The organism is Nonomuraea turcica, assembly GCF_030718205.1.
Taxonomy (GTDB): Bacteria; Actinomycetota; Actinomycetes; order Streptosporangiales; family Streptosporangiaceae; genus Nonomuraea.
Map to the genome: position 1 here is coordinate 179,941 of NZ_JAUZQF010000022.1, position 24,970 is coordinate 204,910.

At 71.4% G+C, this 24,970-nt stretch carries 24 protein-coding genes and 1 pseudogene; 9 read left to right on the top strand and 16 right to left on the bottom strand.

The window, feature by feature from the left end:
* The first annotated feature begins 53 nt into the window (after window positions 1-53).
* The 4 genes from Q9G87_RS44030 to Q9G87_RS44045 all read left to right on the top strand — a co-directional run bounded on the left by Q9G87_RS44030 (window position 54) and on the right by Q9G87_RS44045 (window position 6,122).
* On the top strand, window positions 54-3,065 hold the full coding sequence (locus Q9G87_RS44030) for a bifunctional acetate--CoA ligase family protein/GNAT family N-acetyltransferase (RefSeq protein WP_305922582.1): 3,012 nt from the start codon (window positions 54-56) through the stop codon (window positions 3,063-3,065).
* Window positions 3,066-3,193: 128 nt separating this feature from the next.
* On the top strand, window positions 3,194-3,784 hold the full coding sequence (locus Q9G87_RS44035) for a DUF5998 family protein (RefSeq protein WP_305922583.1): 591 nt from the start codon (window positions 3,194-3,196) through the stop codon (window positions 3,782-3,784).
* 296 nt (window positions 3,785-4,080) lie between these two features.
* Entirely contained in the window at window positions 4,081-5,265 is a 1,185-nt protein-coding gene (locus Q9G87_RS44040; protein ID WP_305922584.1) for an alkaline phosphatase family protein, read from the top strand.
* A complete protein-coding gene (locus tag Q9G87_RS44045) occupies window positions 5,262-6,122 on the top strand; it encodes a sulfurtransferase (RefSeq protein ID WP_305922585.1) in 861 nt (286 codons plus the stop codon). Before Q9G87_RS44040 ends, Q9G87_RS44045 begins: the two co-directional genes overlap by 4 nt.
* Here the strand turns inward: Q9G87_RS44045 and Q9G87_RS44050 are convergent.
* The 4 genes from Q9G87_RS44050 to Q9G87_RS44065 all read right to left on the bottom strand — a co-directional run bounded on the left by Q9G87_RS44050 (window position 6,062) and on the right by Q9G87_RS44065 (window position 10,772).
* Entirely contained in the window at window positions 6,062-8,656 is a 2,595-nt protein-coding gene (locus Q9G87_RS44050; RefSeq protein WP_305922586.1) for a CHAT domain-containing protein, read from the bottom strand. The genes Q9G87_RS44045 and Q9G87_RS44050 overlap by 61 nt on opposite strands.
* A gap of 47 nt (window positions 8,657-8,703) precedes the next feature.
* The gene (locus Q9G87_RS44055; RefSeq protein ID WP_305922587.1) at window positions 8,704-9,159 is read right to left on the bottom strand and encodes a hypothetical protein; all 456 of its coding nucleotides are present in this window, start codon (window positions 9,157-9,159) and stop codon (window positions 8,704-8,706) included.
* Entirely contained in the window at window positions 9,156-9,686 is a 531-nt protein-coding gene (locus Q9G87_RS44060) for an RNA polymerase sigma factor (RefSeq protein WP_305922588.1), read from the bottom strand. The genes Q9G87_RS44055 and Q9G87_RS44060 overlap by 4 nt, the downstream gene beginning before the upstream one ends.
* 72 nt (window positions 9,687-9,758) lie before the next feature.
* Window positions 9,759-10,772, bottom strand: coding sequence for a S8 family peptidase (locus Q9G87_RS44065; protein ID WP_305922589.1), 1,014 nt, complete (start codon window positions 10,770-10,772; stop codon window positions 9,759-9,761).
* A 164-nt stretch (window positions 10,773-10,936) separates the two neighbouring features.
* On the opposite strand from Q9G87_RS44065, the gene Q9G87_RS44070 reads away from it, so the two are divergent.
* Both Q9G87_RS44070 and Q9G87_RS44075 read left to right on the top strand, forming a co-directional pair.
* The gene (locus tag Q9G87_RS44070; protein WP_305922590.1) at window positions 10,937-11,431 is read left to right on the top strand and encodes a DUF3145 domain-containing protein; all 495 of its coding nucleotides are present in this window, start codon (window positions 10,937-10,939) and stop codon (window positions 11,429-11,431) included.
* A 311-nt stretch (window positions 11,432-11,742) separates the two neighbouring features.
* Window positions 11,743-12,351, top strand: a complete 609-nt coding sequence (locus Q9G87_RS44075) for a dihydrofolate reductase family protein (RefSeq protein ID WP_305922591.1) — start codon at window positions 11,743-11,745, stop codon at window positions 12,349-12,351.
* 17 nt (window positions 12,352-12,368) lie between these two features.
* Here the strand turns inward: Q9G87_RS44075 and Q9G87_RS61385 are convergent.
* From Q9G87_RS61385 to Q9G87_RS44120, 9 genes and pseudogenes are all read right to left on the bottom strand, one after another.
* Window positions 12,369-12,659, bottom strand: a pseudogene (locus Q9G87_RS61385) (carboxyl transferase domain-containing protein); the annotation flags it as partial.
* 159 nt (window positions 12,660-12,818) lie between these two features.
* On the bottom strand, window positions 12,819-14,051 hold the full coding sequence (fabF, locus tag Q9G87_RS44085) for a beta-ketoacyl-ACP synthase II (RefSeq protein ID WP_305922592.1): 1,233 nt from the start codon (window positions 14,049-14,051) through the stop codon (window positions 12,819-12,821).
* Window positions 14,052-14,086: 35 nt separating this feature from the next.
* Entirely contained in the window at window positions 14,087-14,326 is a 240-nt protein-coding gene (locus Q9G87_RS44090; protein WP_127935306.1) for an acyl carrier protein, read from the bottom strand.
* Between the two features lie 76 nt (window positions 14,327-14,402).
* On the bottom strand, window positions 14,403-15,359 hold the full coding sequence (locus Q9G87_RS44095; protein WP_305922593.1) for a beta-ketoacyl-ACP synthase III: 957 nt from the start codon (window positions 15,357-15,359) through the stop codon (window positions 14,403-14,405).
* Complete coding sequence (locus Q9G87_RS44100) at window positions 15,356-16,252, bottom strand: ACP S-malonyltransferase (protein ID WP_305922594.1); 897 nt, start codon at window positions 16,250-16,252, stop codon at window positions 15,356-15,358. Before Q9G87_RS44100 ends, Q9G87_RS44095 begins: the two co-directional genes overlap by 4 nt.
* Before the next feature lie 108 nt (window positions 16,253-16,360).
* Window positions 16,361-17,479 carry a PucR family transcriptional regulator gene (locus Q9G87_RS44105; protein ID WP_305922616.1) on the bottom strand — a complete coding sequence of 373 codons (1,119 nt, stop codon included), beginning with the start codon at window positions 17,477-17,479 and terminating at the stop codon, window positions 16,361-16,363.
* A 91-nt stretch (window positions 17,480-17,570) separates the two neighbouring features.
* The gene (locus Q9G87_RS44110; RefSeq protein ID WP_138670780.1) at window positions 17,571-18,002 is read right to left on the bottom strand and encodes a DUF350 domain-containing protein; all 432 of its coding nucleotides are present in this window, start codon (window positions 18,000-18,002) and stop codon (window positions 17,571-17,573) included.
* A 25-nt stretch (window positions 18,003-18,027) separates the two neighbouring features.
* Entirely contained in the window at window positions 18,028-19,173 is a 1,146-nt protein-coding gene (locus Q9G87_RS44115; RefSeq protein WP_305922595.1) for a glutathionylspermidine synthase family protein, read from the bottom strand.
* Window positions 19,174-19,176: 3 nt separating this feature from the next.
* On the bottom strand, window positions 19,177-19,566 hold the full coding sequence (locus Q9G87_RS44120) for a hypothetical protein (protein ID WP_305922596.1): 390 nt from the start codon (window positions 19,564-19,566) through the stop codon (window positions 19,177-19,179).
* A 101-nt stretch (window positions 19,567-19,667) separates the two neighbouring features.
* Between Q9G87_RS44120 and Q9G87_RS44125 the strand changes: the two genes are divergently transcribed.
* Window positions 19,668-20,690 carry a PHP domain-containing protein gene (locus Q9G87_RS44125; protein WP_305922597.1) on the top strand — a complete coding sequence of 341 codons (1,023 nt, stop codon included), beginning with the start codon at window positions 19,668-19,670 and terminating at the stop codon, window positions 20,688-20,690.
* On the opposite strand, the gene Q9G87_RS44130 is transcribed toward Q9G87_RS44125, so the two are convergent.
* A complete protein-coding gene (locus Q9G87_RS44130; RefSeq protein WP_305922598.1) occupies window positions 20,687-21,052 on the bottom strand; it encodes a YciI family protein in 366 nt (121 codons plus the stop codon). The genes Q9G87_RS44125 and Q9G87_RS44130 overlap by 4 nt on opposite strands.
* A gap of 268 nt (window positions 21,053-21,320) precedes the next feature.
* On the opposite strand from Q9G87_RS44130, the gene Q9G87_RS44135 reads away from it, so the two are divergent.
* Window positions 21,321-22,049, top strand: a complete 729-nt coding sequence (locus Q9G87_RS44135; RefSeq protein ID WP_305922599.1) for a helix-turn-helix transcriptional regulator — start codon at window positions 21,321-21,323, stop codon at window positions 22,047-22,049.
* Window positions 22,050-22,123: 74 nt separating this feature from the next.
* Entirely contained in the window at window positions 22,124-22,483 is a 360-nt protein-coding gene (locus tag Q9G87_RS44140) for a VOC family protein (protein WP_305922600.1), read from the top strand.
* A gap of 217 nt (window positions 22,484-22,700) precedes the next feature.
* Here the strand turns inward: Q9G87_RS44140 and Q9G87_RS44145 are convergent, their stop codons facing one another.
* Both Q9G87_RS44145 and Q9G87_RS44150 read right to left on the bottom strand, forming a co-directional pair.
* A complete protein-coding gene (locus tag Q9G87_RS44145; RefSeq protein WP_305922601.1) occupies window positions 22,701-23,393 on the bottom strand; it encodes a maleylpyruvate isomerase family mycothiol-dependent enzyme in 693 nt (230 codons plus the stop codon).
* Window positions 23,394-23,403: 10 nt separating this feature from the next.
* Window positions 23,404-24,900: an alpha/beta hydrolase gene (locus Q9G87_RS44150; RefSeq protein WP_305922602.1), complete on the bottom strand. Its 1,497-nt coding sequence runs from the start codon at window positions 24,898-24,900 to the stop codon at window positions 23,404-23,406.
* Window positions 24,901-24,970 lie beyond the last annotated feature (70 nt).

A 24,970-nucleotide genomic window follows, 5' to 3' on the forward strand; every position in this document is an offset into this window, starting at 1 on the left:
CCCAACTGGGCCCCGGGTCTTGGCATGTGGGATGCGGGTTTACGCTCGAGACTGTGGAGGCACAATATCCGGCTCATTGGGAGGCCGACGTCGTCCTGGCCGACGGCGGCACGGCGCACGTACGCCCGATCAGGCCCGCCGACGCGGACCGCCTCCGTGCCTTTTACTCGCGACTGTCGGACGAGTCGATCTATTTCCGGTTCTTTGGGCCGCGGCCGCGGTTGTCCGACCGCGACGTCGAGCGGTTCACCAATGTCGACTATCTCCACAGGGTCGCCCTGATCGCCACCATCGGCACCGAGATGGTCGCCGTGATCCGCTACGACCGCACCGGGCCGGGCGAGGCCGAGGTGGCCTTTCTCGTCGAGGACGCCCACCAGGGCAGGGGAGTGGCCTCCGTGCTCCTGGAGCACCTGGCCGCCACCGCCCGCGAGCACGGCATCGAGCGTTTCATCGCCGATGTCCTGCCCGCCAACATGCGCATGATGGGCCTGCTGCGCCAGGCCGGCTACACCGCCCAGAGCCAGTTCGCCGACGGCGTCGTCCGCATGACGCTCGACCTCACCCCCACCGAGACCTCCGCCGAGGTGACGGCGGCCCGCGAGCACCGGGCCGAGTCCAGGTCGATCGCCAGGCTGCTGACCCCGGGCTCGGTCGCGGTCATCGGCGCCTCCCGCGAGCCCGGCGGGGTCGGCCAGACCGTCCTGCGCAACCTGCTGGCCGCCGACTTCACCGGTCCCGTCTACCCGGTGCACCGGGAGGTGCGCGCGGTGGCGGGCGTGCGGGCCTACCCGAGCGTCACCGCCATCGACGGCGACGTCGACCTGGCCGTGGTCGCCGTGCCCGCTGAGGGCGTGCTCGACGTGGTCAAGGAGTGTGCGGAGAAGGGTGTGCACGGGCTGGTCGTGGTCTCCTCCGGCTTCGGCGAGACGGGCGCGCCCGGCCGGGCCAGGCAGGACGAGCTGGCCCGCATCGCGCGTTCCTACGGCCTTCGCGTGGTCGGCCCCAACTGTCTCGGCATCGCCAACACCGACCCCACCGTCCGGCTCAACGCCACGCTCGCCGCCACGGTGCCGGGGCGGGGCAAGGTCGGCTTCTTCAGCCAGTCGGGCGCGCTCGGCACCGCGTTGCTGCAGCGGGTGGCGCAGCGCGGCATGGGCATTTCGTCGTTCGTCTCCGCCGGCAACCGTGCCGATGTGTCAGGCAACGACCTCCTGCAGTACTGGGAGGAGGACGACGCCACCGAGGTGATCCTGCTTTACCTCGAATCGCTGGGTAACCCGCGCAAGTTCACCCGGCTGGCCAGGCGCATCGCGCGGAGCAAGCCCATCGTGGTGGTCAAGAGCGGCGGCACCCCGTCGGGGCACTCGGCGGAGGAGCTCGGGCTGCCGGACTCCGCGATCAGCTCCCTGTTCGCGCAGGCCGGGCTGATCAGGGTGGACGACCTCATCCAGCTGTTCGACGTGGGGCAGTTGCTGGCCTACCAGCCGCTGCCCGCCGGGCCCAGGGTCGCGCTCGTGACCAACTCCGACGCGCTCGGGCTGCTCGCCGCCGACGTCTGCCGCGCCGCCGGGCTCGAACCCCGGCCGCCGGTCAACCTGGGGCCGGCCGCGGGAGCCTCGGAGTTCGGTACGGCGCTCGCCGGCGAGCTCGCCTCGCCCGACGTGGACGCCGCCGTCGTGATCTACATGCCGCCCCTTGCCGGTGACACCGAGGCGGTGGCGGCCGAGCTGGTACGGGTGTCGAAGGACGTCCCCAAGCCGGTGCTGACGACGTTCCGCGGCCATCTGGGCATGCATCCGGCGCTGCGGCTGGAAGGCCCTGCCGGTACGCAGGCCACGCCCGGGCGGGGATCCATCCCCTCCTACGCGGCCCCCGAGGAGGCGGTCCGGGCGCTGGCCCACGTGGTGCGGTACGCCACGTGGCGCGCGCAACCGGCGATGCCGCCGCCGGAGCTCGACGACATCGACACCGACCGCGCCCGCTCCCTGGTCCACACCCTCCTGACGACCACCCCAGCGGATCCGGACACTCTGGCGCCCGCCCAGGCGACGCCCGCCTCGGGCACCGCCCCAACGGACAAGGCGGCTGGTCAGCCGGCGTCGGGCGCAGCCTCCGGTCCCGTGGGCGGACTGCAGGAACAGGCGAGCGCGCCGGCGGTCGCGTCGTATGGCGCTTCCGGCCCCGCGAGCGCGTCGCCGGAAGGAGCCGGCGGGGCATCGGCGGAAGAGGCTCGCGGGGCGTCGCCCGAAAAGGTCGGCGGGGCGTCGGCGGGCGCGGCCACAGGGGCCGGCGGGACTGGTGAGACGGCTGCTGCCGACCCGGCGCCAGCGCCGGCGAGAGCGGACCGGGCCGCCGCCGCGCGCCCGCGGCCGGTGGTCTTCGCGGAGCCGGGACCGCCGGTCGAGATCGACGCAACGGAGCTGCTGTCCTGCTACGGCCTCACCGTATGGCCCGCCGAGGTAGTGCGCTCGCCCGACGAGGCCGTGGCCGCCGCGGAGCGCCTCGGGTGGCCCGTGGTCTTGAAGGTCGCCGACCCGGGCGCCTCGCGCCGCGCGGGCACCGTGCGTCTGGGGTTGGCGGGCCCGGAGATGGTGCGCCACGCGTACGCCGAGTTCGCCGACCAGCTGGGCGAGAAGGTGCGGCTGGCCGTCCAGCGCATGGCGCCGCAACCGGCTGTGCCCACCGTGGTGGGCGTCATCGAGGATCCGGCGTTCGGCCCGGTGGTGTCGTTCGGGCTGGGTGAGGTGACCGCACGGCTCCTCCTCGACCAGGGGTTCCGCCTCGCGCCGCTGACGAGGGAGGACGCCGCCGCGCTGGTGCGCTCCGTACGCGCCACGCCGCTGCTCTTCGGCGAATACGGCTACCCGCCGGTGGCGGTCGACGCCCTGGAGGAGCTGCTCGTACGCGTCGGCCGACTGGCCAACGACCTGCCTGAGGTGGCCCGCCTGGACCTGGACCAGGTGCTCGTAGGGGAGTCCGACGCCATGATCCTCGGCGCCCGCGCCACCCTCCGCACACCGGCGGGCCCGCGCCTGGACGGCGGCCCGCGCCGCCTGTCATGACCGCGCCCCGGAGGTGAAGGCAAAGTGAGGCCAGTGCTCCGAAGTGGCCTTTGTTACCAATCTAAAGACGTTATAGAGCGTTATATCCGGCGGGTGAGTGTACTGCCCGGCCCTGGCAGGATGGACCCATGAGGGAAACCCGAGTCTCAGCCGCGGGCCTGCGTGAAGCGATCGAGCGCAGCGGCTACTATCCCGACCTCGTCACCGATGCGGTCGAATCCGCGCTGGGCAAGGAAGCTGTGACCGCGTTCGTGGTCCACCATGAGGCCACGTTCGATCCTGCGATGGAGGTGCGCAGGCACGTCACCGTGCTGGTGCTGACCACGACACGGCTGCTGGTCTGCCACACCGACGAGCACCCCGCGGTGGAGGGCGTCTCGACGTCCCACGCCTCCACGACCACGGAGGCCGTGCGCCTGAGCCGCATCCAATCGGTCGCTGTCACCCGCGTCGTGCCCGACCCCGCCTCCTACGTCCCGGGCGTGCCGCCCACGGAAGTCACGCTGACCATCGGCTGGGGTGCGATCTCCCACGTGGACCTGGAGCCGGCCACGTGCGGCGACGAAAACTGCGAGGCCGACCACGGTTACACGGGGGCGATCACCGCCGATGACCTGTCCCTCAGGGTCAGTGAGGCGGCCGACGGCCCGGAAGCGGTCACCCACGTCCTGTCCTTCGCCAAGTCCCTCTCCGAGGCCACCGCCCGCGCCGCCGCCTGACCCGCTCTCCTCCGGCGCCGGACGCGTTCCGGCCGGGCGCGGCCGCCTGCGCCACCACGCCCGTCAGCCGGGCGGACACGAAGACGATGGCCAAGATGTCAGCGAAGACGCAGGTCAAGCATGCGCTCGTCACGGCGAGCACCCCGTGAGCCTTCACGACCGGCCATGACAGGCGGAAACCGGCGACGGCGAGTGCGGGTAACCTGGCCGGCCGTAAAGAAGCGGGCGAGATCCCCGGCGAAAACGGAGAGGCCCGCGATCCCCCTGAACACGGACAGATGCCTAGGATGAGGGGCATGCTGGTGCCAGGATATGGCGGCGGGTCGCTGGCGGATCTGCCTGGTGCGCTGCTGGCCGCGCTGGGAGTGCACGACGGCGACCCGAGCGTTCCTGAGTCCGTTCCCAGCGTTCCGACCACGCCGAACGAGCCCGGCACGCCCGGCACGCTGAATTCGCCCCTCGTCCTGGCGCCCGCTGAGCGGATCTGCCTGTTCCTGGTGGACGGCCTGGGAGCGGAGCTGTTGCGGGCGCACGCCGGGGCGGCGCCGTTCCTGTCCGGGCTGAAGAGCAGGACGCTCACGGCCGGATTCCCCGCCACCACCGTGACCAGCCTCTGCTCACTGGGCACCGGCCTGCCGCCGGGCGAGCACGGCATGCTGGGCTTGACGCTGGCCGTGCCGGGCACCGGACATCTGTTCAACTGCCTGCGGTGGACGATGCCCGACGGCCTCACGATGGACCCCGAGCAGTGGCAGCCGGCTCCGACCGTCTACCAGCGGGCCGCCCGGGCCGGCATCGAGCCCGCCTACGTCGCCCCCGCCGAGTTCGAGGGCACCGGCCTCACCAGGGCCGTCTACCGGGGCGTGCGCTACGTGGCGGCCGACACCGTGGACGAGCGCGTCGCCCGGACGCACCAGGCGATGCGCGAGCGGCCCGCGCACGTCACGGTCTACTACGGCGATCTGGACTCCGCCGGGCACCTGGCAGGCTGGGGCAGCGAGGAATGGCTGCGGCAGCTCGCCATCGTGGACGACATGGCCCAGCGGCTGGCCGAAGGACTGCCACCCGGCTCGGCCCTCTACATCACGGCCGACCACGGCATGGTCAACGCCACCGAGAAGGTCGACGCGGAGACCACGCCCGAGCTGGCCGAAGGCGTGGCGCTGATCGGCGGCGAGGCCAGGGCCAGGCACATCTACGCCGAGCCCGGCGCCGCGCCGCACGTGCTGGAGGCGTGGCGCGAGGTCTTCCAGGGCAAGGCATGGGTAGTGTCCAGGCAGGAGGCGGCCGAGTCCGGCTGGTTCGGGCCGCGGGTGCGCGAGGCGTGGCTGGAGCGCATCGGCGACGTCGTGGCCGTCCCCTACACCGGCCTGGCCATCATCGCGCCGAGCGCGAACCCGATCGAGGCCCTCTTCACCGGCTACCACGGTTCGATGACGCCGGCCGAGCAGAACATCCCGCTGTTGGAGGTACGCACGTGACGAGCTCGCCGACCAATCCGCCCACGAGCCCGACCGGCTCGCCGCCGAGTCCGCTGATCAGCCCGGACGGGCTCGCGGCGCTCGGCGACGTGGCGTTGTTGGACGTTCGCTGGCGGCTGGGCGGCCCGCCCGGGATTGAGCTCTACCGGGAAGGCCACATCCCGGGCGCCGTCTACTGCGACCTCGACACCGATCTGGCGGCCCCTCCCGGCGCGGACGGACGTCACCCGCTGCCTGCGCCGGACGCGTTCCAGAGCGCGATGCGCCGCCTCGGGGTCCGCGAGGACCGGCCGGTGGTGGTCTATGACGACGTCGGCTCCACCGTCGCCGCCAGGGCCTGGTGGGCGCTGCGGTATTTCGGTCACCAGGACGTCCGCGTGCTGGACGGCGCGTTGTCCGCGTGGAGCGCGGCCGGCCTGCCGATCACGAAGGAGGCGCCGGCGGTGAAGGAGGGCGACTTCACGGCGCGGCCGGGCGGCATGCCGGTGCTGACCGCCGGCGAGGCGGCCGACGTGGCAGCCGAGGGCGTGCTGCTCGACGCCAGGGCGGCGGAACGGTATCGGGGCGACGTGGAGCCGGTCGATCCCGTGGCCGGGCATGTTCCCGGGGCCGTCAGCGCGCCCACCACGGAGAACGTCGGGCCCGACGGCAGATTCCTCGATGCCGCCGTGCTTCGGGCCAGGTTCGCGGAGCTGGGCGTGGGTGAGGGGGTCCGGGCGGGGGCCTACTGCGGCTCCGGGGTGACAGCCGCCCACGAGGTGCTCGCGCTGGAGGTGGCGGGCCTGCCCGCCGCCCTCTACGTGGGCTCCTGGTCCAACTGGGTCGCCGATCCTTCGAGACCTGTCGCCACCGGCTGATACAGCGGGCGGTCGCCGGCTCCGAAGCACGTGAACTCGTACACCCCGGTCTTGGCCGAGGCGTGCGCCAGTGCCGCGTCCGGCGGCTGCCCGGCCGCGACGAGCTCGTGGAACATGCTCATCACCGCCCGCGCCGCCTCGTCCTGCACCGGCACCATGCCCGCGATCACGCACGACGACCCCTTGGCCAGGAATGTCCCCGGCAGCCCCAGCGGAGCCCCCTCCATCGGCGTTCGTGACATGCCCGAATTGCAGGCGGAAAGCACCACGAGCTCCGGCGATCGCGTCACGTTCAGCAGGTCGTACGCCATGAGCGACCCGTCCTCCAGCGTGATCCCGGACACCAGCGGACTACGGGCGTGGAACACCCCGTGCGCCGCCAGATGCAGCACATCCGCGACCGCCAGCGCGTTCAGCACCGGCTCGGTGCGCCCCGGCACCTCGCGCCCGCGCGGATGGCAGGCCAGCACGTGCGCCACCTCGGCCTGCGCGTGGGCCAGCGCCGGTCCGGCCGCCGCGGCCACGGCGGGAGGCCCGGCCCCGCGAGCGCCTTCCCGTGCCCGCACCCAGGAGGCCGCGCTGGCCGCCACGCTCACGGGGCGCCCGCGCAGGAACGGCAGCGCACCCCACGGAAGCGTGTGCAGTGCGCCCACCGGCACCACCACCAGCGGCGCGTCGCCCAGGTCGGCCGCCAGAGGCCGGAACACCAGCTGCTCGAGCTCCCCGGCCACGATCTGGAGATCCTTGTCGCGCCGCAGATCCGGCCGCTCTCGCGCCTCCGACCGCCTGCGGACGGCGTAACGCAGCCGGACGATCGCCTCCTCGACCGCCCGCACGGCCCCCAGCCGCCGCAGCACCACCCGCTCCCCGGCGATCATGACCGCCAGCAGCGAGTCCCCGTCCACCACGAACTCCACCAGAGTCCGCCGCCCCAGCTCGGCCCGCACCCGTTCGGGGTCCGCCAGCGCACAGGCATGGGCGGGCGCCGTGACGGCCCGCCATCGCTCGGCCCATTCGAACACGTCGCACGGCCCGCCGGCGCGTACCGCCAGCCCCAGCCCGAACGCCGCAAGCCGCTCCCCGGCCCTGGCGACGTGCGCCCGCAGCGACGGGTCGGCGAACGTCTCCACCTGCACGCTCACCTCGACCAGCCCGTCGCGGACGGCCAGGAAGGCTCCGGGGATGTCCTCCTGCAGCGCCGCCTCCATCGCGAGCGCGTGCTGGCGTACGGGGACCGGGATCTGCGACGCCCGCGCCAGCTGCCTGGCCTGCGGCTCCGACGCGAGCGAGGTCAGCCGGGCGCCCGCGGGCGCCCACCGCTCGCCGCGCCCGGGGAGCTCGGCGTGCCGGGTGAGGCGGGCCAGCTGCGCGGAGGCCGTCGGATGATCATCGACGGAGAGTGCCGCCTCGGCCGCCACCAGGCGCAATGCCGCCGCACCCGCCAGGTGGGCGCCTCCGTCCTCCAGCTCGTCCGCGCCCGCGATCAGCTCGGCGACCAGTGCGGGCGTGACGGGTTCGAGTGCCAGGCGCGAGCGCAGCACGACCTCCCTGGCCAGTGGCAGCCACGAGGTGCGGCCCTGCGCGGCCAGCTCGCCCGCCGCCTGCTCGGCCACCGCTCGCGCTCGGTGCGGGTCGCCGATCAGCAGCTCCACCTGGGCGAGCTTCAGCCGCGCCTCGGCCAGCGCCGCCCGGGCCCCGCAGGTCTCCAGATCGGGCACGGCGAGGTCCAGCATGGCCCTGGCCTCGCCGGGCAGGTGGGCGGCCAGCAGGGCGCCGGCGAAGTCGGCCCGCATGGTGGCCAGCCGCTCGGGATAGCCGAAGAGGGTGTCCTCGGCCTCCCGGTAGTGGTGGAACGCCTCGGCGATGTCGCCCCGCCGTACCGCGAGGAACGGCAGGTTGGCGGCGGACAGGCGGGCCAGGTGACGCAGCCCGGCATGCTGGGAGATCTGCAGGCAGGCGGTGAGATCGCGCATGGCGGCATTCCAGTCGCCCCGGTAGGAGTGGACGAGGCCGCGGTTGAGCAGGCCGCCCGCCAGGAACCTGCGGTTGTCGAGGGTGCCGGGCGCGCCCGCCAGGGCTCGCAGCGCGCGGTCGCACGCGGCGACGGCCTCCTGTAGCCGGCCGAGGTGGGCCAGCGCAACGGCGCGCTGGGTATCGAGCTTGGCACGGTCGAGCGGGGACAGGTAGGCCCACGCCAGAGCGGCCACGCGCAGGGCCTGGACAGGATGACCGCGCTCGGTGCGCACGGTGACGAGGGACAGCCGGGCCTGCGCCACCCGCTCCCGCGAGGCTCCCGGGGTGGCGATGGCCTGCCGGAGGTGCCGCTCGGCGCCCTCGAGATCGCCCAGCTCGCGGGCGGCCAGCGCCATCGCCCTGAGCGCGATCGCCGCGGCGTCGGAAGATCCGGTACGGCGGGCCGCCGCGAGCACGACGCGGCCCGCGTGCATGGCGTGACCGGGATCGACCAGTGAACGCAGCATGGCGGCCTCGGCCGCCGCGACGAGCGGGTCGAGTTCCTCCGAGGTGTCCCTCATGGGCGGGCCTTGATCGAAACGGCCGGGAGTCCCGGTCACGGGGGCGGTCAGGGCCTGATGCGCACCCACATGGTCTGCACGGGCACGTGGCCGGGCCGGTGGCACACCACGCTGACCCAGCCGGGAGGCAGGCCGGTGGCGGCGAACTGGCCGTTGTGGGTGATGCGCGTGGTCAGCGTGAGATGCGGGGTCTTCACATCGACGAGGGTGCCCTCGCCCGGGTGGGGGACGACCTGCCCGGCGACGTCGATGAGCCCGTCGCCCACCGTCATCTCCAGATCGAAGGTGAGACCGCCCGTGACGAAGCGCATCACGTGCGAGCCGTCGTCGTCGCGTGTGCCCGAGCTCCTGCGGACCCCTGCGCACTCGACGGGGCCGGCGGTCCGCGCCCGGGGAACCCGGAGCCCGTAGACGTCCCGCGCGGCGGCCGACACATGGCTCGGGATGGGGTCGTTGCCGGCGGCGAGCCGGAGTGCGGCCAGAAAGTATTCGTCGTTGATCATCGCGCCGTCTCCTGTGCCGAGATCAAAGTGCGCAGTCTCTCCAGGCAGCGGGCCCTGGTCGGGCCGACGCTGCCCATGGGCAGTCCGAGCCGCATCGCCGTCTGCCGGGTCCCGAGATCGATCGCGACCAGCTGGAGCAGCGTGCGGCAGGGCTCGTGCAGGGCGGAGACCGACTTCCAGAGCAGCTGCCTGCCGTCCGTCTCCAGAACGGCGGTGGCCGGGTCGGGGTCTTCGACGACTGCGGGGGAGAGGACCCGCGGGCGGTCCTTGCGCAAGAGCAGCAGCGCCTCGCGGCGCACGGTGGTCGCGAGCCACCCGCCCACCCCCGCCGGGTCCTTGATGCCGTCCAGGTGCTGGAGCAGACGCAGCCAGGAGCCCTGGACCGCGTCCGCCGCATCGGCCGGGCTCAGGCCGCACGCGCGGGCCACGGCCCACATGAGCGGCCCGAACCTGGACTCGAGCTCCTCCCACGCCGACCGGTCGCCCTCGGCCGCGGCGTGGACGAGCTCCGCCGGATCGCGCTGCACGCGGCCTCCTCTCACCCGGCACGGAGAGGCGATGATGCCCATCCGTGATCGACTGGGAACTGAGCGTAAACTCTACAGACTCGACGGGATGAGCACTCCCAGATCCGGAATTTGCCGGGTGCCCTCGCCGTCGAGAAGCCGGCGGACGACCTCCTTCGCCGGTTCGTTCCTGGCCGCGTCCGCGATGGTCCCCGCCACCAGGGCGGTGGCGAACGACGTGCCGCTCCACGCCGCGAAGCCACCGAAGTCCTCCGTGTCGAGATAGCTGCTGGTCAGCCAGTCGCCCCGGGCGCAGGCGTCCACCCATGTGCCGTAACCGGAGTAGGGGGCCCGGCCGGCCTGCGCGGCGTCCAGCGCCGCCACGCCGACCACGCTGGGCAGTGCACCCGGCCAGAACGGCCGATCGGAGGCGGTGTTGCCGGCGCAGGCCACCGTCACGGTGTCGGTCAGCCCGGCGATGGCGTCGGCCAGCAGCGGCGGCGTGCGGTCGTCGAAGGTGTGGCCGCCGAAGGACAGGTTGAGCACCTGAGGGGGGCGCTCCCGCAGGCGGTGGAGCGCGCGCACGATGGACGCCTCATCGCCGATGCCGTCGCCGTCCAGCACCCGCCCCACCCGCAGGGCCGCGCCGGGCGCGCTGCGCGTCAGCAGGCCGGCGAGGAACGTCCCGTGCCCGGCCTGCTGACCCTCGGACGCGTCGGCCTCGTCCGGGCCGACCTGGCCGTACCAGTCGGTGCCCGACCACCACGGGTGCTTGGCGATGCCGGTGTCGAGCAGGCCCACCGTCACCTCCGACCGGGTCCTGCCCGGTTTGTACGAGATGGGCGGGGCGGGGAACGGCCTGGACGCCGGACCGCCGAAGAACAGCGGCTGGCCGCGGAGGACATGGTTCGGCGACGCTCTGAGCCCCTGCCCGCGCAGCTCGGCCGTGAGCTCGCAGGGATCGACGCCGGGCGCCAGGTGGACGACGCAGACCCCGTCCGCCTCGGAGACGGCCTGGGTCCAGCGGGCCGTCGCGGACAGGGCACTGCGGTCGATGAGCAGCTGACCTGGCCGGATGAAGGCCTCGCCGACAGATTGCATTTCCATGGCCGGGTATGTATCCCGCCTGTATCAGGTGTCACGCACCAACTTGGTATGGCCCCCCTCTGGTGTCGAGTAGCGACCGACGGTAGTCTCTCCCTAGTCACTTGTGATCATCCCGGGACGAGGCCGTTGGGGAAGGCGCACCTCGTACCGAAACGGGAGGTCCGGTGTCTGCTCGTGGCGTCCTTTACGTCCACTCGGCTCAGCCCGCGCTGTGCCCTCACATCGAATGGGCAGTCGCGGGTGTCCTTGGCGTGCCCGTAGATCTGACGTGGACTCCGCAACCCGCCGCGCCCAATGTCGTGCGGGCGCAGGCGGAGTGGGAGGGCCGTCCCGGCATCGCGGCGGCCATCGCCTCCTCGCTGATGGGCTGGCAGCGCCTCAGGTTCGAGATCACGGAGGACGCCTCACCCGGGGTGGACGGCTCCCGGCATGCCTATACGCCGACGCTCGGCGCCTTCACCGCGGTCATCGGCGTCTCCGGCGACATCATGATCCCCGAGGACCGGCTCCGCGCGGCCATGATGATGGCGGGCCAGGGGCGGTGCGTGCTGGAGGAGGAGATCGACAAGATGCTCGGGCGCCCGTGGGACGAGGAGCTGGAGCCGTTCAGGTACGCCGGCGACGGCGCCCCGGTCCGCTGGCTGCACGCGGCCGTCTGACCCGGTCCCGTGCCGACGGGCCCTCGTTGGTTACGCGGTGCTGCCGCCCTCGGACCCTGCTCGTTGCCCGTGTCTATGGTCGCACTCCCGACGGGCCCTCGTTGGTTACGCGGTGCTGCCGCCCGCGGACCCTGCTCGTTGCCCGTGTCTATGGTCGCACTCCCGACGGGCCCTCGTTGGTTACGCGGTGCTGCCGCCCGCGGACCCTGCTCGTTGCTCCGTAGGAAAGCATTAAGGATTCCGTAACGGGGTGTTGCGAGGCTGAAGGCGCAGGTAAGAAAGCACCCTCACCTCGAGAGAAGGATCGACAGATGGCCAGCAAGCTCGTGGTCGGAACGTTCGTGACGCTGGACGGGATCATGCAGGCTCCCGGCGGGCCCGGAGAGGACCCGTCCAACGGTTTCCCGCACGAAGGCTGGTTGCCCCCGCACCTGGACGAGGGGTTCGGCCGCATCATGGGTCCCCTGCTGGACCGCGCGGACGCCATGCTCCTGGGCCGCAAGTCGTACGACATCCTCGCCTCGCACTGGCCCAGCGTGCCGGACGAGGAGGGCGGCGCCCAGATCAACAACATGCGAAAGTACGTCACCACGCGGTCGCCGATGACGGCCGAGTGGCGCAACACCGAGGTCCTGGTGGGAGAGGCCGCCCAGACGGTCGCCGAGCTCAAGCAGCGCACCGACGGCGTGATCCTCGTCCAGGGCAGCAGCGACCTGCTCCGGACGCTGCAGCAGGCCGAGCTGGTCGACGAGTACCACCTGCTGGTCTTCCCCGTCGTCCTCGGCCAAGGAAAGCGGCTCTTCGCCGAAGGCGCCATGCCGGCCGGCCTGAAGCTCACCGGGTCGTCTGCCACCGACGCCGGCGTCGTGTACGTCACGTACGAGTGGGCGGGCAAGCCCGCGTACGGGTCCGTCGCCTGAGGCCTGACAACCAAAGGCACGACAACCAAAGGCACGCCGAATGCGTCACACATACGTACGAAGCGGGCGGCTTTCTCGGCGGACGTGGCGTCGAGGCAGCCGCCGAGCCGCATCGGTTTGCCGGCGATCACACCGACCGTCCGGCCGCCGAGGCGGCTCAGCGGCGTGGCGAACTGGCGCGCCTCGACGGCGGCGTGCAGCGCCTTGACGTCGGCGTGCGGCGACTCGACGCCTTCGGCGAGTCGCGCACCGCCGGAGTGCCGGATCCTGATGGCCGGCACCCGTTCACGGACGACCACGTCATACACGTGGACGCTGTGCTCGCAACCCTCACTGCCCGCCGCCTTGGACGATGGCTGGCGCGCCTTCGAGGCGGCCCATCGCGGCCAGGCGGACGGCAGGATCGCGGGGATCGGTCGGCTCCTGATCGGAGCCGGGCGTCACCCCCGGTTGCCGAGCACGTTCATTCAGGCTCCCTTGAACACGACGGACACGTTGTGCCCGCCGAATCCGAACGAGTTGTTGACGGCGGCGATATCGCCTTGCGGCAGCGTACGGTTCTTGCCGTAGACGAGGTCCACCTCGATGCCGTCGTCGATGTTGTCGAGGTTGATGGTGGCGGGGACGATCCGCTCCTGCAGCGCCTTGATCGTGAAGACGGACTCGATGCCGCCCGCGCCGCCGAGCAGGTGCCCGGTCATGGACTTGGTGGAGGTCACCAGCGGGTGGGTGCCGATGGCCTTCGCCACCGCCTGGACCTCGCCGACGTCGCCCGCGGGGGTCGAGGTGGCGTGTGCGTTGACGTGCTTGACGTCGAGGCCGGTGATGCCCGCGTCGTTGAGCGCGTGGGTCATCGCCATGATGATGCCCCGGCCCTCGGGCTCAGGCTGGGTGATGTGGTGGGCGTCGGCGGAGTAGCCCACGCCGGCGCAGTAGGCGTAGATCCGGGCGCCGCGCGCCTTGGCGTGCTCCTCCGACTCCAGTACGACGATCCCGGCGCCCTCGCCGAGCACGAACCCGTCACGGTCGCGGTCCCACGGCCGGGACGCGCCCGCAGGGTCGTCGTTGCGGGTGGACATGGCCCGCGCGGCGGCGAAGGCCGCCAAGTTGAGCCCGTGGATCGCCGCCTCCGTGCCGCCGGCGACCACCACGTCGGCGCGCCCTGCCCTGATCATGTCCATGGCGTAGCCGATGGCCTCGGCCCCGGACGCGCAGGCCGACACGGTGGCGTGCACGCCTGCCTGGGCGCCCCGGTCGAGGCCGATCCAGGCGGCCGGGCCGTTGGGCATGAGCATCGGCACCGTGAAGGGCGACAGCCGGTTCCAGCCGCGCTCCCGGTAGGTGTCGTAGGCGGCCAGCGTGGTGTTGATGCCGCCGATGCCGCTGGAGACCACCACGCCGAGCCGCTCGGGCGCCACCTCGGGGGCGCCGGCGTCCTGCCAGGCCTCCCGGGAGGCGACCATCGCGAACTGCTCGCTGCGGTCGAGCCTGCGGGCCTCGGGCCGCGGCAGCACCTCTGCCGGATCCACCGCGGCCGTCCCCGCGAACTTCACGGGGACGGTGTCGATCCAGTCCGCGGTGAGCGTCTCGACACCCGACTGACCGGCGAGGAGCGCCGTCCAGGTCGAGGTGACGTCTCCACCGACGGGCGTCGTCGCTCCAAGCCCGGTGACGACGACACGTACCCGGTTCGCACTCACGTTTCGCGCTCCTTGCTAGTCAGAAAGGGTGATCTCTAGGCCTGGATGAAGGTGAGAACGTCCTTGACCGTCTTCAGGTTCTTGAGCTGGTCGTCGGGAATCTCGACGCCGAACTCGTCCTGGGCGGCCACGGCGATCTCGACCATGGACAGGGAGTCGATGTCGAGGTCGTCCACGAAGCTCTTCTCGGGCGTCACGTCGGAGGCCGGAATGCCGGTGATCTCGTTGATGATCTTGCCGAGGCCTTCGAGGATCTCCTGCTCGCTGGCTGCCATGTTATTGGTTCTCCTTTGGTTTCCTGGGTTCTGTGCGGCCGCGCCGCACAAGCCTGTGAGTGGTACGGGCGAGATCCTACGGAATCTCGATCACTTGGCCCGCGTAGGTGAGCCCCGCGCCGAAACCGAGCATGAGCGCGAGGCCGCCCGAGCGGACCTCGCCGCGCTCCAGCATGCGCGACAGCGCGAGCGGGATGGACGCGGCGGAGGTGTTGCCGGCGGTGACGATGTCACGCGCCACGACGGCCTTGTCGGCGCCCAGCTTGCGGGCGATGGCCTCGATGATGCGCAGGTTGGCCTGGTGGGGGATGAACGCCGCCAACTCGGCCGGGTCCACCCCCGCTCGGGAGCAGGCTTCCAGTGCCACCGGATAGAGCGCGGTGGTGGCCCAGCGGAAGACGGTCTGCCCCTCCTGGTGCAGGAACGTCGTGCGGTCGTCGATGCGGATGGCCTCGGCCTTGTCGCCGGCGCTGCCCCAGACGACGGGCCCGATGCCGGGTGTGTCGGAGGGGCCCACCACCGCGGCTCCGGCGCCGTCGGCGAAGATCACGGCGGTGGCCCGGTCGGTCCAGTCGACCCACTGCGACAACTTCTCCGCGCCGATGACCAGCACGTGCTTGGCCGAGCCCGCGCGTACGGCGGCGTCGGCGGTGCCGAGCGCGTAGCAGAAGCCGGCGCAGGCGGCGTTGACGTCGAACGCGCCCGGCGCCTTGATGCCGAGGCGGTGTGCCACGATGGCGGAGGCGTTGGGGATCTGCGACTCGAGCGTGCAGGTGGCGACGATGACCAGGTCGATGTCCTCGGGCGACAGGCCGCTCGCGGCCAGCGCCTTGCCACCGGCCATGGTGGCCATGTCCTCGAGCGACTCGCTGTCGGGAGCGACCCTACGCTCTTTGATGCCGACGCGCGACTGGATCCACTCGTCGTTGGTGTCCATGGTCTTGGCCAGGTCGTCGTTGGTGACGACGTTGGCCGGCTGGTAGTGGCCGAGCGCCAGCACCCTGCCGCCGGGGGCGATGTCGGGGATCCTCATTTGATCAGCTCCCTGGCCGCGTCGAGGTCGTCCGGAGTCTTCAGCGCCACGGTCTGCACGCCGCGCAGGCCACGCCTGGCCAGGCCGGTCAGCGTGCCGCCGGGTAGTAGCTCGATCATCGTGGTGACCCCGAGCGCGGCCATGGTCTCCGCGCAGGCGTCCCATCTGACGGGGCTGCTGACCTGCTTGACCAGCCGCTCCACGAACTCGGCGCCGGTGGCGACGGGCTTGCCGTCGGAGTTGGACAGCAGCGTGACCCGCGGGTCGCCGGGCACGATGGCCCTGGCGGCCTCGCGCAGGCTCTCCACGGCCGGTGCCATGTGGTGCGTGTGGAACGCGCCCGCCACCGACAGCGGGATGAGCCGGGCGCGGGCCGGCGCGTCGTCCTTGAACGCGGCCAGCTGCTCCGTCGTGCCGCCGGCCACGATCTGGCCGGCGCCGTTGATGTTGGCGGGCGTCAGGCCGTGCCGCTCGATGGCGGCGAGCACCTCGTCCTCCACGCCGCCGAGCACGGCGGTCATGCCGGTCGCGGTGATGGCGGCGGCCTTGGCCATGGCCTGGGCGCGCTCGCGTACGAGGGTGAGCGCCTGCTCCGGGGTGAGCACCCCGGCCAGCGCGGCCGCGGCGAACTCGCCCACGCTGTGGCCCGCGAGCACGTCGGGGGCCACACCGAGCGCCTCGGCGGAGGCCAGGGCGGCGGCCACGAGCAGCGGCTGGGCGACGGCGGTGTCGCGGATCTCGTCGGCGTCGGCGGTGGTCCCGTAGGCGATCAGGTCGATCCCGGCGACCTCGGACCAGGCGCCGAGCCGGTCAGCGAGACCGGGCAGCTCGAGCCACGGGGTCAGGAAGCCTGGGGTTTGGGCACCTTGGCCCGGAGCGACGACTACAAGCACGAAATCCACCTTGCCCTGTAGAACTCCGACACGCGGATAGAGATCCGTACGAACTTTGTCCACGGCGATTTGTAGGAAGCCTACAGTGGGGATTTCGGCGCCATTACGTTAGGGCCGCCAAGTTACGGCGCTCTCCGCGAGCCTGCCCAAAATCAGGCCGACCTGGAGCGTGAAGGCGGACCGGCCTTCCGTCGGCAGGTATCCGGTGAGCTCGGTGATCTTCTTGAGCCGGTAGCGGACGGTGTTGGGGTGGACGAACAGCAGCCGTGCCGTCGCCTCCAGCGAGGTGCCCTGCTCCAGGTACGTCGCCAGCGTGTCGAGCAGCGGAGTTCCGGCGAGCGGCAGGTAGACGTGCTCGATGAGCTGCTGCCTGGCGTCGTCGTCGCCGTCGAGCGCTCGCTCGGCCAGGAGGTCCTCGGCGTGCACCGGGCGGGGCGCGTCCGGCCACCCGGCGGACGCCTTCAGCCCGGCCAGCGCGGCCCTGGCCGACCTGGCGGCCGCGTGCAGGTCGGGGACCTCGGGGCCGATCACGATGGGCCCGATGCCGAAGCGGGCCACGACCTGTTTGGCAGCGTCGTCAACGCTCTGCGCGCCGCCGACGATCACGATCAGCCGGTCGGCCTGCACGCCGGCCAGCAGGTCCATGCCGATGCGCCGGCCCTTCTCCCGCAGGCCGTCGATCACGGAGCGGGGGTCGCCTTCGGGGGCGTGGCCGGCGATGACGACCACGGGGGAGGAGGTCCAGCCGAGCGCGGCGGCCCACGAGTGCAGCCCGTCGTCCACCTCGCCGCGCACGAGGGCGTCCACGATCAGCGCCTCAAGCCGGGCGTCCCACGAGCCCCTGGCCTCGGCCTCGCGGGCGTAGACGTGGGCGGCGGCGAAGGCGACGTCCCGGGTGTAGCGGAGCATGGCCTGCTGCAGCTGGTCCTCGCCGCCGGGGGAGGCAAGCTCGTGGGTGCGGGCCTCGACGATCTCGACCACGACCCTGACGATGTCGACGGTCTGCTGGAGCGAGATGGAGCGCTTCAGCTCGCGCGGGGCGGTGCCGAAGAACTCGATGCTCGGCGTGGGCGGGTCCTCCCCGGCGGTCGAGAACCACTCCACGAACGCCGCGATGCCGGCCTGGGCCACGAGCCCCACCCATGACCGGTCCTCGGCGCTGAGTGCGCGGAACCACGGCAACTGGTCGTCCATGCGTGCCATCGCCGCGGTGCCGAGCGAGCCCATGGCCCGCTCGAGCCTGCGCGTGGTGTCCTCCCGGGTCCGGTCTGTCACGTCTTCTAGAGTGCCAGTTCGGCCCAGGTGAACGCGACGCCCGTCAGATGACCGCGACAGCGGTGATCAGGCCGATCGCCACATGCGTCACGGCCAGCAGCCGCGCGCCCGGCTGCAACTGCTGCTCCTTGATCAGGTCGCGTACCGAGATCCCGACGATCTTGTCGAAGATGAGCATCGCCACGGTCTGCACCACGATCCCGACCAGGCCGAACACCGCCGTGCCCGCCAGACCCTCGGCGAGCCGGCCGCCGGAGGACCAGATGGAGGCGGCCACGATCAGGCCGACGGCGGCCAGGGCGGACGTGGCCAGCAGGGTGGCATTCGGATTGCGCTCGCTGCGGATGATCTCGCTCAGCTTGCCAGGGGTGGCCCAGTCGATCACGTAGAAGCCGACGATCATCAGGATCACGCCGACGGCGGCGTATGAAGCGATGGCACCCGCGCCGCGGGCGAGGGTTTCGAGAAGGGTCACGTCAGTTCCTATCACGTGGAGGGTGTCAGCCCGCGATGCGATGCGGGACGAAGGAGGAGGTGTCGTCGGTGATCAGGCCGGTCGTCTCCCTGATGCCGAGCCCGGCGGACTCGTCGGCGACCATCCAGGCGCCGAGCACCGGCCGCTGCCCCTCGAACACGGGCAGTGCCTCGAAGCCCTGGAAGACGTAACCTTCCTGGCCGTATCTGCCGGGCGTCTCCTGAGTGCCCTCCGGGGTGACGATCCGCATGGAGGCGCCCTCCCTGCCGAGCAACGGCTTGGCGATGTAGGAGGTCAGCTCGCGCGGGCCGTCCAGGTAGGCGGGCAGCAGCGAGGGATGCCCCGGGTAGAGCTCCCACAACACGGCCAGCAGGGCCTTGTTGGACAGCAGCGCCTTCCACAGCGGCTCGATCCAGGTGGCGTGCCGCACCGCGTGCCGGCCGAACTCGTCGCTCAGCATCCACTCCCAGGGGTAGAGCTTGAACACCGAGCGGATCATCTGCTCGTCGAGGTCGACGAAGCGCATGTTGAGCGAGTCCCAGCCGATGTCCTCCATGGCGATGGCGACCGTCTGCAGTCCCGCCTGTTCGGCGGTCTCCTGCAGGTAGGCCACCGTCATGGCCTCCTCGCCGGTCTCGTCCGCGTTCGTGAACGAGAAGTGCACCGGCCCCGGCGGCAGTCGCAACTCGCGCCAGCGGTCGATGAGCCGCTCGTGCACGGAGTTCCACTGGTCGTCGTCCGGGTGCGTGTCCTGCAGCCAGAACCACTGCACGACGGACGACTCCACGAGCGAGGTCGGCGTGTCGGCGTTGTACTCCAGCAGCTTGGCCGGGCCGGTGCCGTCGTAGCGCAGGTCGAAGCGGCCGTACAGGTGCGGATCGCGGCGCTCCCACGAGCGCGCCACTTCCTCCCACGCCCACTCGGGGATGGCGAAGTCGGCGAAGCGCCCGGTGGAGATCACGTGCTCGACGGTGCGCAGGCACATGCCGTGGAGCTCTTCGACCTGCTCCTCCAGCGCCTCGACCTCGTCCATCGAGAAGACGTAGTGCACGGACTCGTCCCAGTAGGGCCGGCTCAGGCCCTCGGGGTGCGCGGCCCGGTGGTAGGCCAGGCCGTGGCTTTCGATCGTCTTCTCCCAGTCGTCCCTGGGAGTTCCATGTTCGCGGCGCACGTCTCAGCTCCCGCCGCTCCAGCTGTTGCCGAACCCGCCCCGCTGGATCGACTTGCCGTTACGAGAGGTGATGTTGACGTCAGAGGGCCGGTAGGTGGTGCCGCCCTCGACCCGGTTGCCCACCCTGCGGCCGCCGTAATACCAGATGTACGCCCCGCGGGAGCCGCCGTAATAGTGCGTGCGGCCGTCGTCGTCCTCGCAGTAGTCGTCGTCGACGACCTCGTAGGTGCCGTCCGCAAGCTGGACGACGCAGTCCGCGGCGACCTCGTCGTCGTCCTGCACAGCGGAGCAGTATCCGACCACCATCACGGATAGGACCCCGAGGACGACCAGTGGAACGACCTTCGACGATTTGCGCGGCTGCCCCGTGGGCGCCTGCGGCGGTTTTGCCATCAACTCCTGCTTTCCTGGGCCGATCAGCCTAGCGGTGGCCCGCGTCGCTGATCAATGTGTAGCGGCCCGCGATTGCCGTTGGCTTGGGTATGACTTAACGCATGGAACCGACTGAGGCGCTGCGTGAGATCGCCTTCCTGCTGGAGCGCGCCGGCGAGCCCACCTACCGCGTGCGTGCCTTCCGTCGCGCCGCCGCCGTGGTCGCCGACCTCCCCCAGGACGAGCTCGTGCGGTTGGCCCGCACCGGCGGACTCGGCGACCTGCCCGGCATCGGGAAAGTCACCGCTCTTGTTGTGAACGAAAGCCTGGACGGCCAGGTTCCTACGTACTTGAGAAGGATGCGGGCCACTGCCGAGGTCGAGCTGGACGCCGAGACCGCCGTGTTGCGGGCCGCGTTGAAAGGCGACCTGCACAGCCACTCGGACTGGTCGGACGGCGGCTCTCCGATCGAGGAGATGGCCGAGGCGGCCATCGGCCTCGGTCACGACTACGTGGCGGTGACCGACCACTCGCCGCGGCTGACCGTGGCCAAGGGCCTGTCGGCGGAGCGGCTGGAGCGGCAGCTGGAGGTGGTGGCGAAGCTCAACGAGCGGCTGGCGCCGTTCAGGATCCTCACCGGCATCGAGGTGGACATCAACACGGACGGCACGCTCGACCAGGATCCCGCGTTGCTGGAGCGGCTGGACGTCGTGGTCGCCAGCGTGCACTCCAAGCTGCGCATGGGCGGGGAGGAGATGACGCGGCGGATGGTCACCGCGATCGCCAACCCGCTGGTGGACGTGCTCGGGCACTGCACCGGGCGGGTCGTGCAGGCGGGCGGCAAGCGGGGCGTCAAGCGGCCGGAGTCGGAGTTCGAGGCCGAGCTGGTCTTCGAGGCCTGCCGGCGGTTCGGGGTGGCGGTCGAGATCAACTCCCGGCCCGATCGGCTCGACCCGCCGAAGCGGCTGATGCGGCTGGCGTACGAGATGGGCTGCGTGTTCGCGATCGACTCCGACGCGCACGCGCCCGGGCAGCTCGACTGGCAGCGGTACGGGTGCGAGCGGGCGGCCAGGTGCGGCATCGAGGCCGAGCGCATCGTCAACACCTGGCCGCTGGACCGCCTGCTCGACTGGGCCGGCGCCTAGATCTTGTTGCCCGGGGCCTCGTGCGGGACCGGCCAGACCTCGACCGCGCCGACCGAGGCGAAGGGCAGCTCGGCGGCGAGGTCGAGAGCGCGTTGCTCGTCGTCGACCTCCACCAGATACCAGCTGGCCAGATATTCCTTCGACTCCAGGTAGGGGCCGTCGGTGACGGCGGGCAGGCCGTTGCGCACCCGCACGGTCTTGGCCTGGACGGCGTCGGCGGTGCCGTACGCGCCCAGCAGCTCGCCTGTCTCGGCGTACTTGCGGTTGAACGCGTCCTGCTCGGCGATGTGCTTCTGCGTCTCCTCAGCCGAGAACGACTCCCACAGTTCCTGGTTGCCGTAGATGATGATCATGTACTTCATGGTCTCCTGCCTCTTTCGGATGCTGTCGTCAGCGGGTCGGAGCCGGCGCGGCCTCTTTGACATCACCGGCGGAAAAACCTGCGATCGTTTGCCGGGCGTGAAAGCGGGCTCCGCCGTCCGGGGCTCAGGCGGCGGTGTGAGATGCGCCACAGGGGCGTCAGGACACTGGCCGAAACCGTGATAGCCGTGTGACCCGGCAGTGAGGAGGGTATCTCGGGGCTGCCGGGGCCCCCGGCGATTGTCGGTGGCACGGCGTAGCGTCACGGCTGTGAATCGTACCGACCGGCTCTACGCACTCGTCGAGGACCTGCGTGCCATCGCCCCCCGCCGCCGTTCCGCGCGGGAGCTGGCTCAGCGGTTCGAGGTCAGCGTGCGCACGATCGAGCGCGACATCACCGCGCTGCAGGAGTCGGGCGTGCCGATCTACGCCGAGCCGGGACGCAAAGGCGGTTACGCCATCGACAAGAAGATGTCCCTGCCGCCCCTCAACTTCACGCCCGCCGAGGCGGTGGCCATCGCGGTGGCGCTCAGCCGGGCCGGTGACCAGCCGTTCGGCCGGCAGGCCCGCAGCGCCTTACGCAAGGTGGTCGCCGCCATGCCGGGTCCCGAGGGCGATCTGGCCAGGGAGCTGGCCCGCCGGGTGCAGCTCATGCGGCTGCCCGAGGAGCCGGGCAGCGCGATCCAGCCGCTCGGCGGCGAGGGCATCTCCCGGGCCATCGAGGAGGCGTTGCTGCGCCGCCGGGTGCTCAGGCTCGAATACGCCGACGCCAAGGGGGCCCTCACCTCACGCGATGTCGAGCCAGGGGTGTTCCTGGGTGGCCGCGGCGGTTTCTGGTATCTCGTGGCGTGGTGCAGGCTGCGCGACGACGTACGCGTCTTCCGCCTCGACCGCATCGCGGCCGCCACCGTCACCGCCGAGCGCTGCCCCGACCGGCCGCTGGAGGGCTTCGCCACCGACCTGCCCGAGATGATCGTGCACGGCACTGTGCTCGATTAATCAATCGAAAACACCGACATAGGGTTGTCGCCAACACGCTACATCGTTGTCTTGTTCGAGAAAGCAAGGAGACAATGATGGACAACACGGTGACGTGGTTCGAGGTCGCGACCGACGACCCCGAGGGTGCTCAGACGTTCTATGGAGGGCTGTTCGGCTGGACGTTCATGCGCGACGAGGGCCCGATCGACTATCGGCTGATCGGCCATCCGGGCGTTGAGCAGCCGGTGGGCGGGCTCTACAACACCAAGGGCGAGTTCCCCAACCACGCGATCTTCCACGTGCACGTGGCCGACGTCGAGGCGACCTGCGCCCAGAGCGAGGCGCTCGGCGGCAAAGTGATCACGAAGGTGATCGACGACGGCGCGGGCACGGACTTCGCCTATCTGCGTGACACGTCCGGCAGTGTCTTCGGGATCTTCCACCGCAGGTGATGACCCGTGGCCGGGCCGGGGAGAGCGCCTTCCCCGCCGACCCCGGCAGGCCATGGGCCCGCTTCCCAGAAGCGGTTCACCCCTCGCCCTGGGCACGCCGCCGATCGCCGAGCGGCGGCGCGCCCAGGGCCTCGACGACCGGCAGCTCCGGCCGGCGAAACCGGCCCGATCCAAGGCGACGGCCTCCGACGCCGGTCCGCTCGGGATCAGGCGCCGGTCAGAACGCGGCAGCGGTCAGCCAGCGCTCCAGCAACGTGTGGTCGCCGTACACGGTGAGCGCTTCGGGGGAGCGCCGCCCGTACAGCATGAGGAGCAGGTCGCGCACCGGCCCCTGGACGGCGGTGTCGCCCTTGGCGTGGCCACGGGCCCATGCGATCGTCCCGGCGGGTCCCTGCGTGATCGTCCACTCGCCCTCGGCGTCGTTCGCGTGGAGGTGGATCGTGGCCCCCTCCGCGCCGAGCTCGCCCAGGGCCCGGGTGACCCAGGCAGCGGACGGCAGGTTGTGCAGGAACTCCTCGATGCCGTCCACCGCGGTCGCCGCCGGGATCACCGGGTCGAACACCATCCGCCGCGGCCACCAGGACGCCCGCTTGTCGGGACCCCAGGTCCACACCGCCAGCTCCGGGTCGGTCTCGCGCAGGGTTCGCAGCAGCTCCGCGGCTCCGGCCAGCAGCCACGCGGCGTCGCCGCTCTGACCCTCGGCAAGCCCGCTGGGCACCTGACGCGACCAGACCCGCTCCTGCACCCGGTTGCGCAGCACGTGCACCGCCCACCGATGGGTTTGGCCGACGTGTGTGACCAGCTCGGCGAGCGTCCAGCCTGGGCACGTGGGCACCGGGACCGAGAGGTCGCCCGACAACTCCGCGAGGCGTGCCGCCTCCGTCTCGATCTCTGACTCGTAGTCCTTCACCCGCCACACACTAGGCCGCCGGGCACGTGGCGCCCTTCTCCGGCACCTTGCCGTCGATCATGTACGCGTCCACGAGGCCCTGCACGCATTTGCTGCCCGACAGGTACGCCCCGTGCCCTTCGCCCATGTACGTGACCAGCGTGGCGGTCTTGAGCTGGGCCGTGAGCCTGGGCGCCCACTCGTACGGCGTGGCCGGGTCGCCCTTGCCGCCCACCACCAGGATCGGCGCCGACCCGGTGGCGTTCACGTGCCGCGCCTGGTCGCTGCCCTGTGCCGGCCACACCCGGCACAGCCCGCCCGAGCCCTCGCTGCCGAACAGCGGCGAGATCCTGAGCGCGGCCTGCTCGGTGCGCCGCAATTCGGCCGGGGTCGGCCGCTCGGCGGTGTCGACGCAGGTGATCGCCGGGAAGCTGGTCATCTGCGTCGAGTAGGTGCCGTCCGGTTTGCGTCCGGTGTAGGAGTCGGCCAAGTACATCAGCGCGCCGCCCTTGCCCTTGAGCGCATCGCTCAGCGCCTGCTCCAGGAACGGCCAGGTCATCTCCGAGTACAGCGCGGCGGCCACGCCGGTCGAGGCCAGCCCCTGAGTGAGGTCGCGGTTGCCGACCTTCAGCGGTTTGGCCGTCAGCTCGTTCATCAGGTTCTCGACGTTGGCGTTGGCCGTGGCCTGGTCTTTGCCGATCGTGCATGAGTTCTTGACGCACGCCTTGAGGAAGCTCTCGTACGCCTGCTGAAAGCCACGCGTCTGGGCCAGCGTCCGCTGCTCGAACGTGACGGTCGGGTCGAGCGGCGCGTCGAGCACCATACGGCCCACCTTCTGGGGGAACTGGGTGGCGTAGACGCCGCCGAGCTGGGTGCCGTACGACATGCCGACGTAGTTGAGCTTGGCCTCGCCCAGGGCGGCGCGGATGCGGTCCAGGTCGCGGGCGGCGTTCACGGTGCCGACGTACGGCAGGATCTTGCCGGAGTTCTTCTGGCAGAGCGCGGCGAACTCCTTGTTGGCCGCTTCGCTCTGCTGGTGCGTCTCCTCGTTGGGCGGCAGCGTGTCAAGCGAGGTGAATCGGTCCATATCGGCCCCGCTGCCGCAGCGCACCCCGGAGCTGCGCTCGACGCCGCGCGGGTCGAAGCTGATCAGGTCGTAACGGGCCCGCAGTGTGGTGAGCGCCTTGGCGGCCTGATCGAGCGTGTCCACCCCGGAGGCGCCCGGGCCGCCGAAGTTGAACACCACCGACCCGAGCCGCTGGCCCGTGGCCGGCAGCTTGATCAGCGCCAGGTCGATCGTCTCCCCGGCCGGCTGGGCGTAGTCGAGGGGCACCTCGAGCTTCCCGCAGCGCACCGAGGCGTCCTGGCGGGCCGGCGGCTCGCCGTCAGGGCGCTTGATGTCGGTGCACGGCCCCCACTCGACAGGGGCAAGGCTCCCACCGCCGGACTCCGTGGCGGGCTCGGCGGCGGGCACACTGGAACAGCCGGCGGCCGCCAGGAGCAGGGTGGCGGCTAGAACGCGTCGCATTGGCACAAAACTTCCCCTCAGTCTCTCCGGGGGGAAGTAGTGCCCACAATACGCGACGGCGCACATAAAC

Coding starts and splice junctions, on each gene's coding strand:
- Q9G87_RS44035 (WP_305922583.1), top strand. CDS start 3,194: ATGAGGGAAACCCGAGTCTCAGCCGCGGGCCTGCGTGAAGCGATCGAG.
- Q9G87_RS44040 (WP_305922584.1), top strand. CDS start 4,081: ATGCTGGTGCCAGGATATGGCGGCGGGTCGCTGGCGGATCTGCCTGGT.
- Q9G87_RS44050 (WP_305922586.1), bottom strand. CDS start 8,656: ATGAGGGACACCTCGGAGGAACTCGACCCGCTCGTCGCGGCGGCCGAG.
- Q9G87_RS44055 (WP_305922587.1), bottom strand. CDS start 9,159: ATGATCAACGACGAATACTTTCTGGCCGCACTCCGGCTCGCCGCCGGC.
- Q9G87_RS44065 (WP_305922589.1), bottom strand. CDS start 10,772: ATGGAAATGCAATCTGTCGGCGAGGCCTTCATCCGGCCAGGTCAGCTG.
- Q9G87_RS44075 (WP_305922591.1), top strand. CDS start 11,743: ATGGCCAGCAAGCTCGTGGTCGGAACGTTCGTGACGCTGGACGGGATC.
- Q9G87_RS44090 (WP_127935306.1), bottom strand. CDS start 14,326: ATGGCAGCCAGCGAGCAGGAGATCCTCGAAGGCCTCGGCAAGATCATC.
- Q9G87_RS44095 (WP_305922593.1), bottom strand. CDS start 15,359: ATGAGGATCCCCGACATCGCCCCCGGCGGCAGGGTGCTGGCGCTCGGC.
- Q9G87_RS44105 (WP_305922616.1), bottom strand. CDS start 17,479: ATGGGCTCGCTCGGCACCGCGGCGATGGCACGCATGGACGACCAGTTG.
- Q9G87_RS44120 (WP_305922596.1), bottom strand. CDS start 19,566: ATGGCAAAACCGCCGCAGGCGCCCACGGGGCAGCCGCGCAAATCGTCG.
- Q9G87_RS44125 (WP_305922597.1), top strand. CDS start 19,668: ATGGAACCGACTGAGGCGCTGCGTGAGATCGCCTTCCTGCTGGAGCGC.
- Q9G87_RS44130 (WP_305922598.1), bottom strand. CDS start 21,052: ATGAAGTACATGATCATCATCTACGGCAACCAGGAACTGTGGGAGTCG.
- Q9G87_RS44140 (WP_305922600.1), top strand. CDS start 22,124: ATGATGGACAACACGGTGACGTGGTTCGAGGTCGCGACCGACGACCCC.
- Q9G87_RS44150 (WP_305922602.1), bottom strand. CDS start 24,900: ATGCGACGCGTTCTAGCCGCCACCCTGCTCCTGGCGGCCGCCGGCTGT.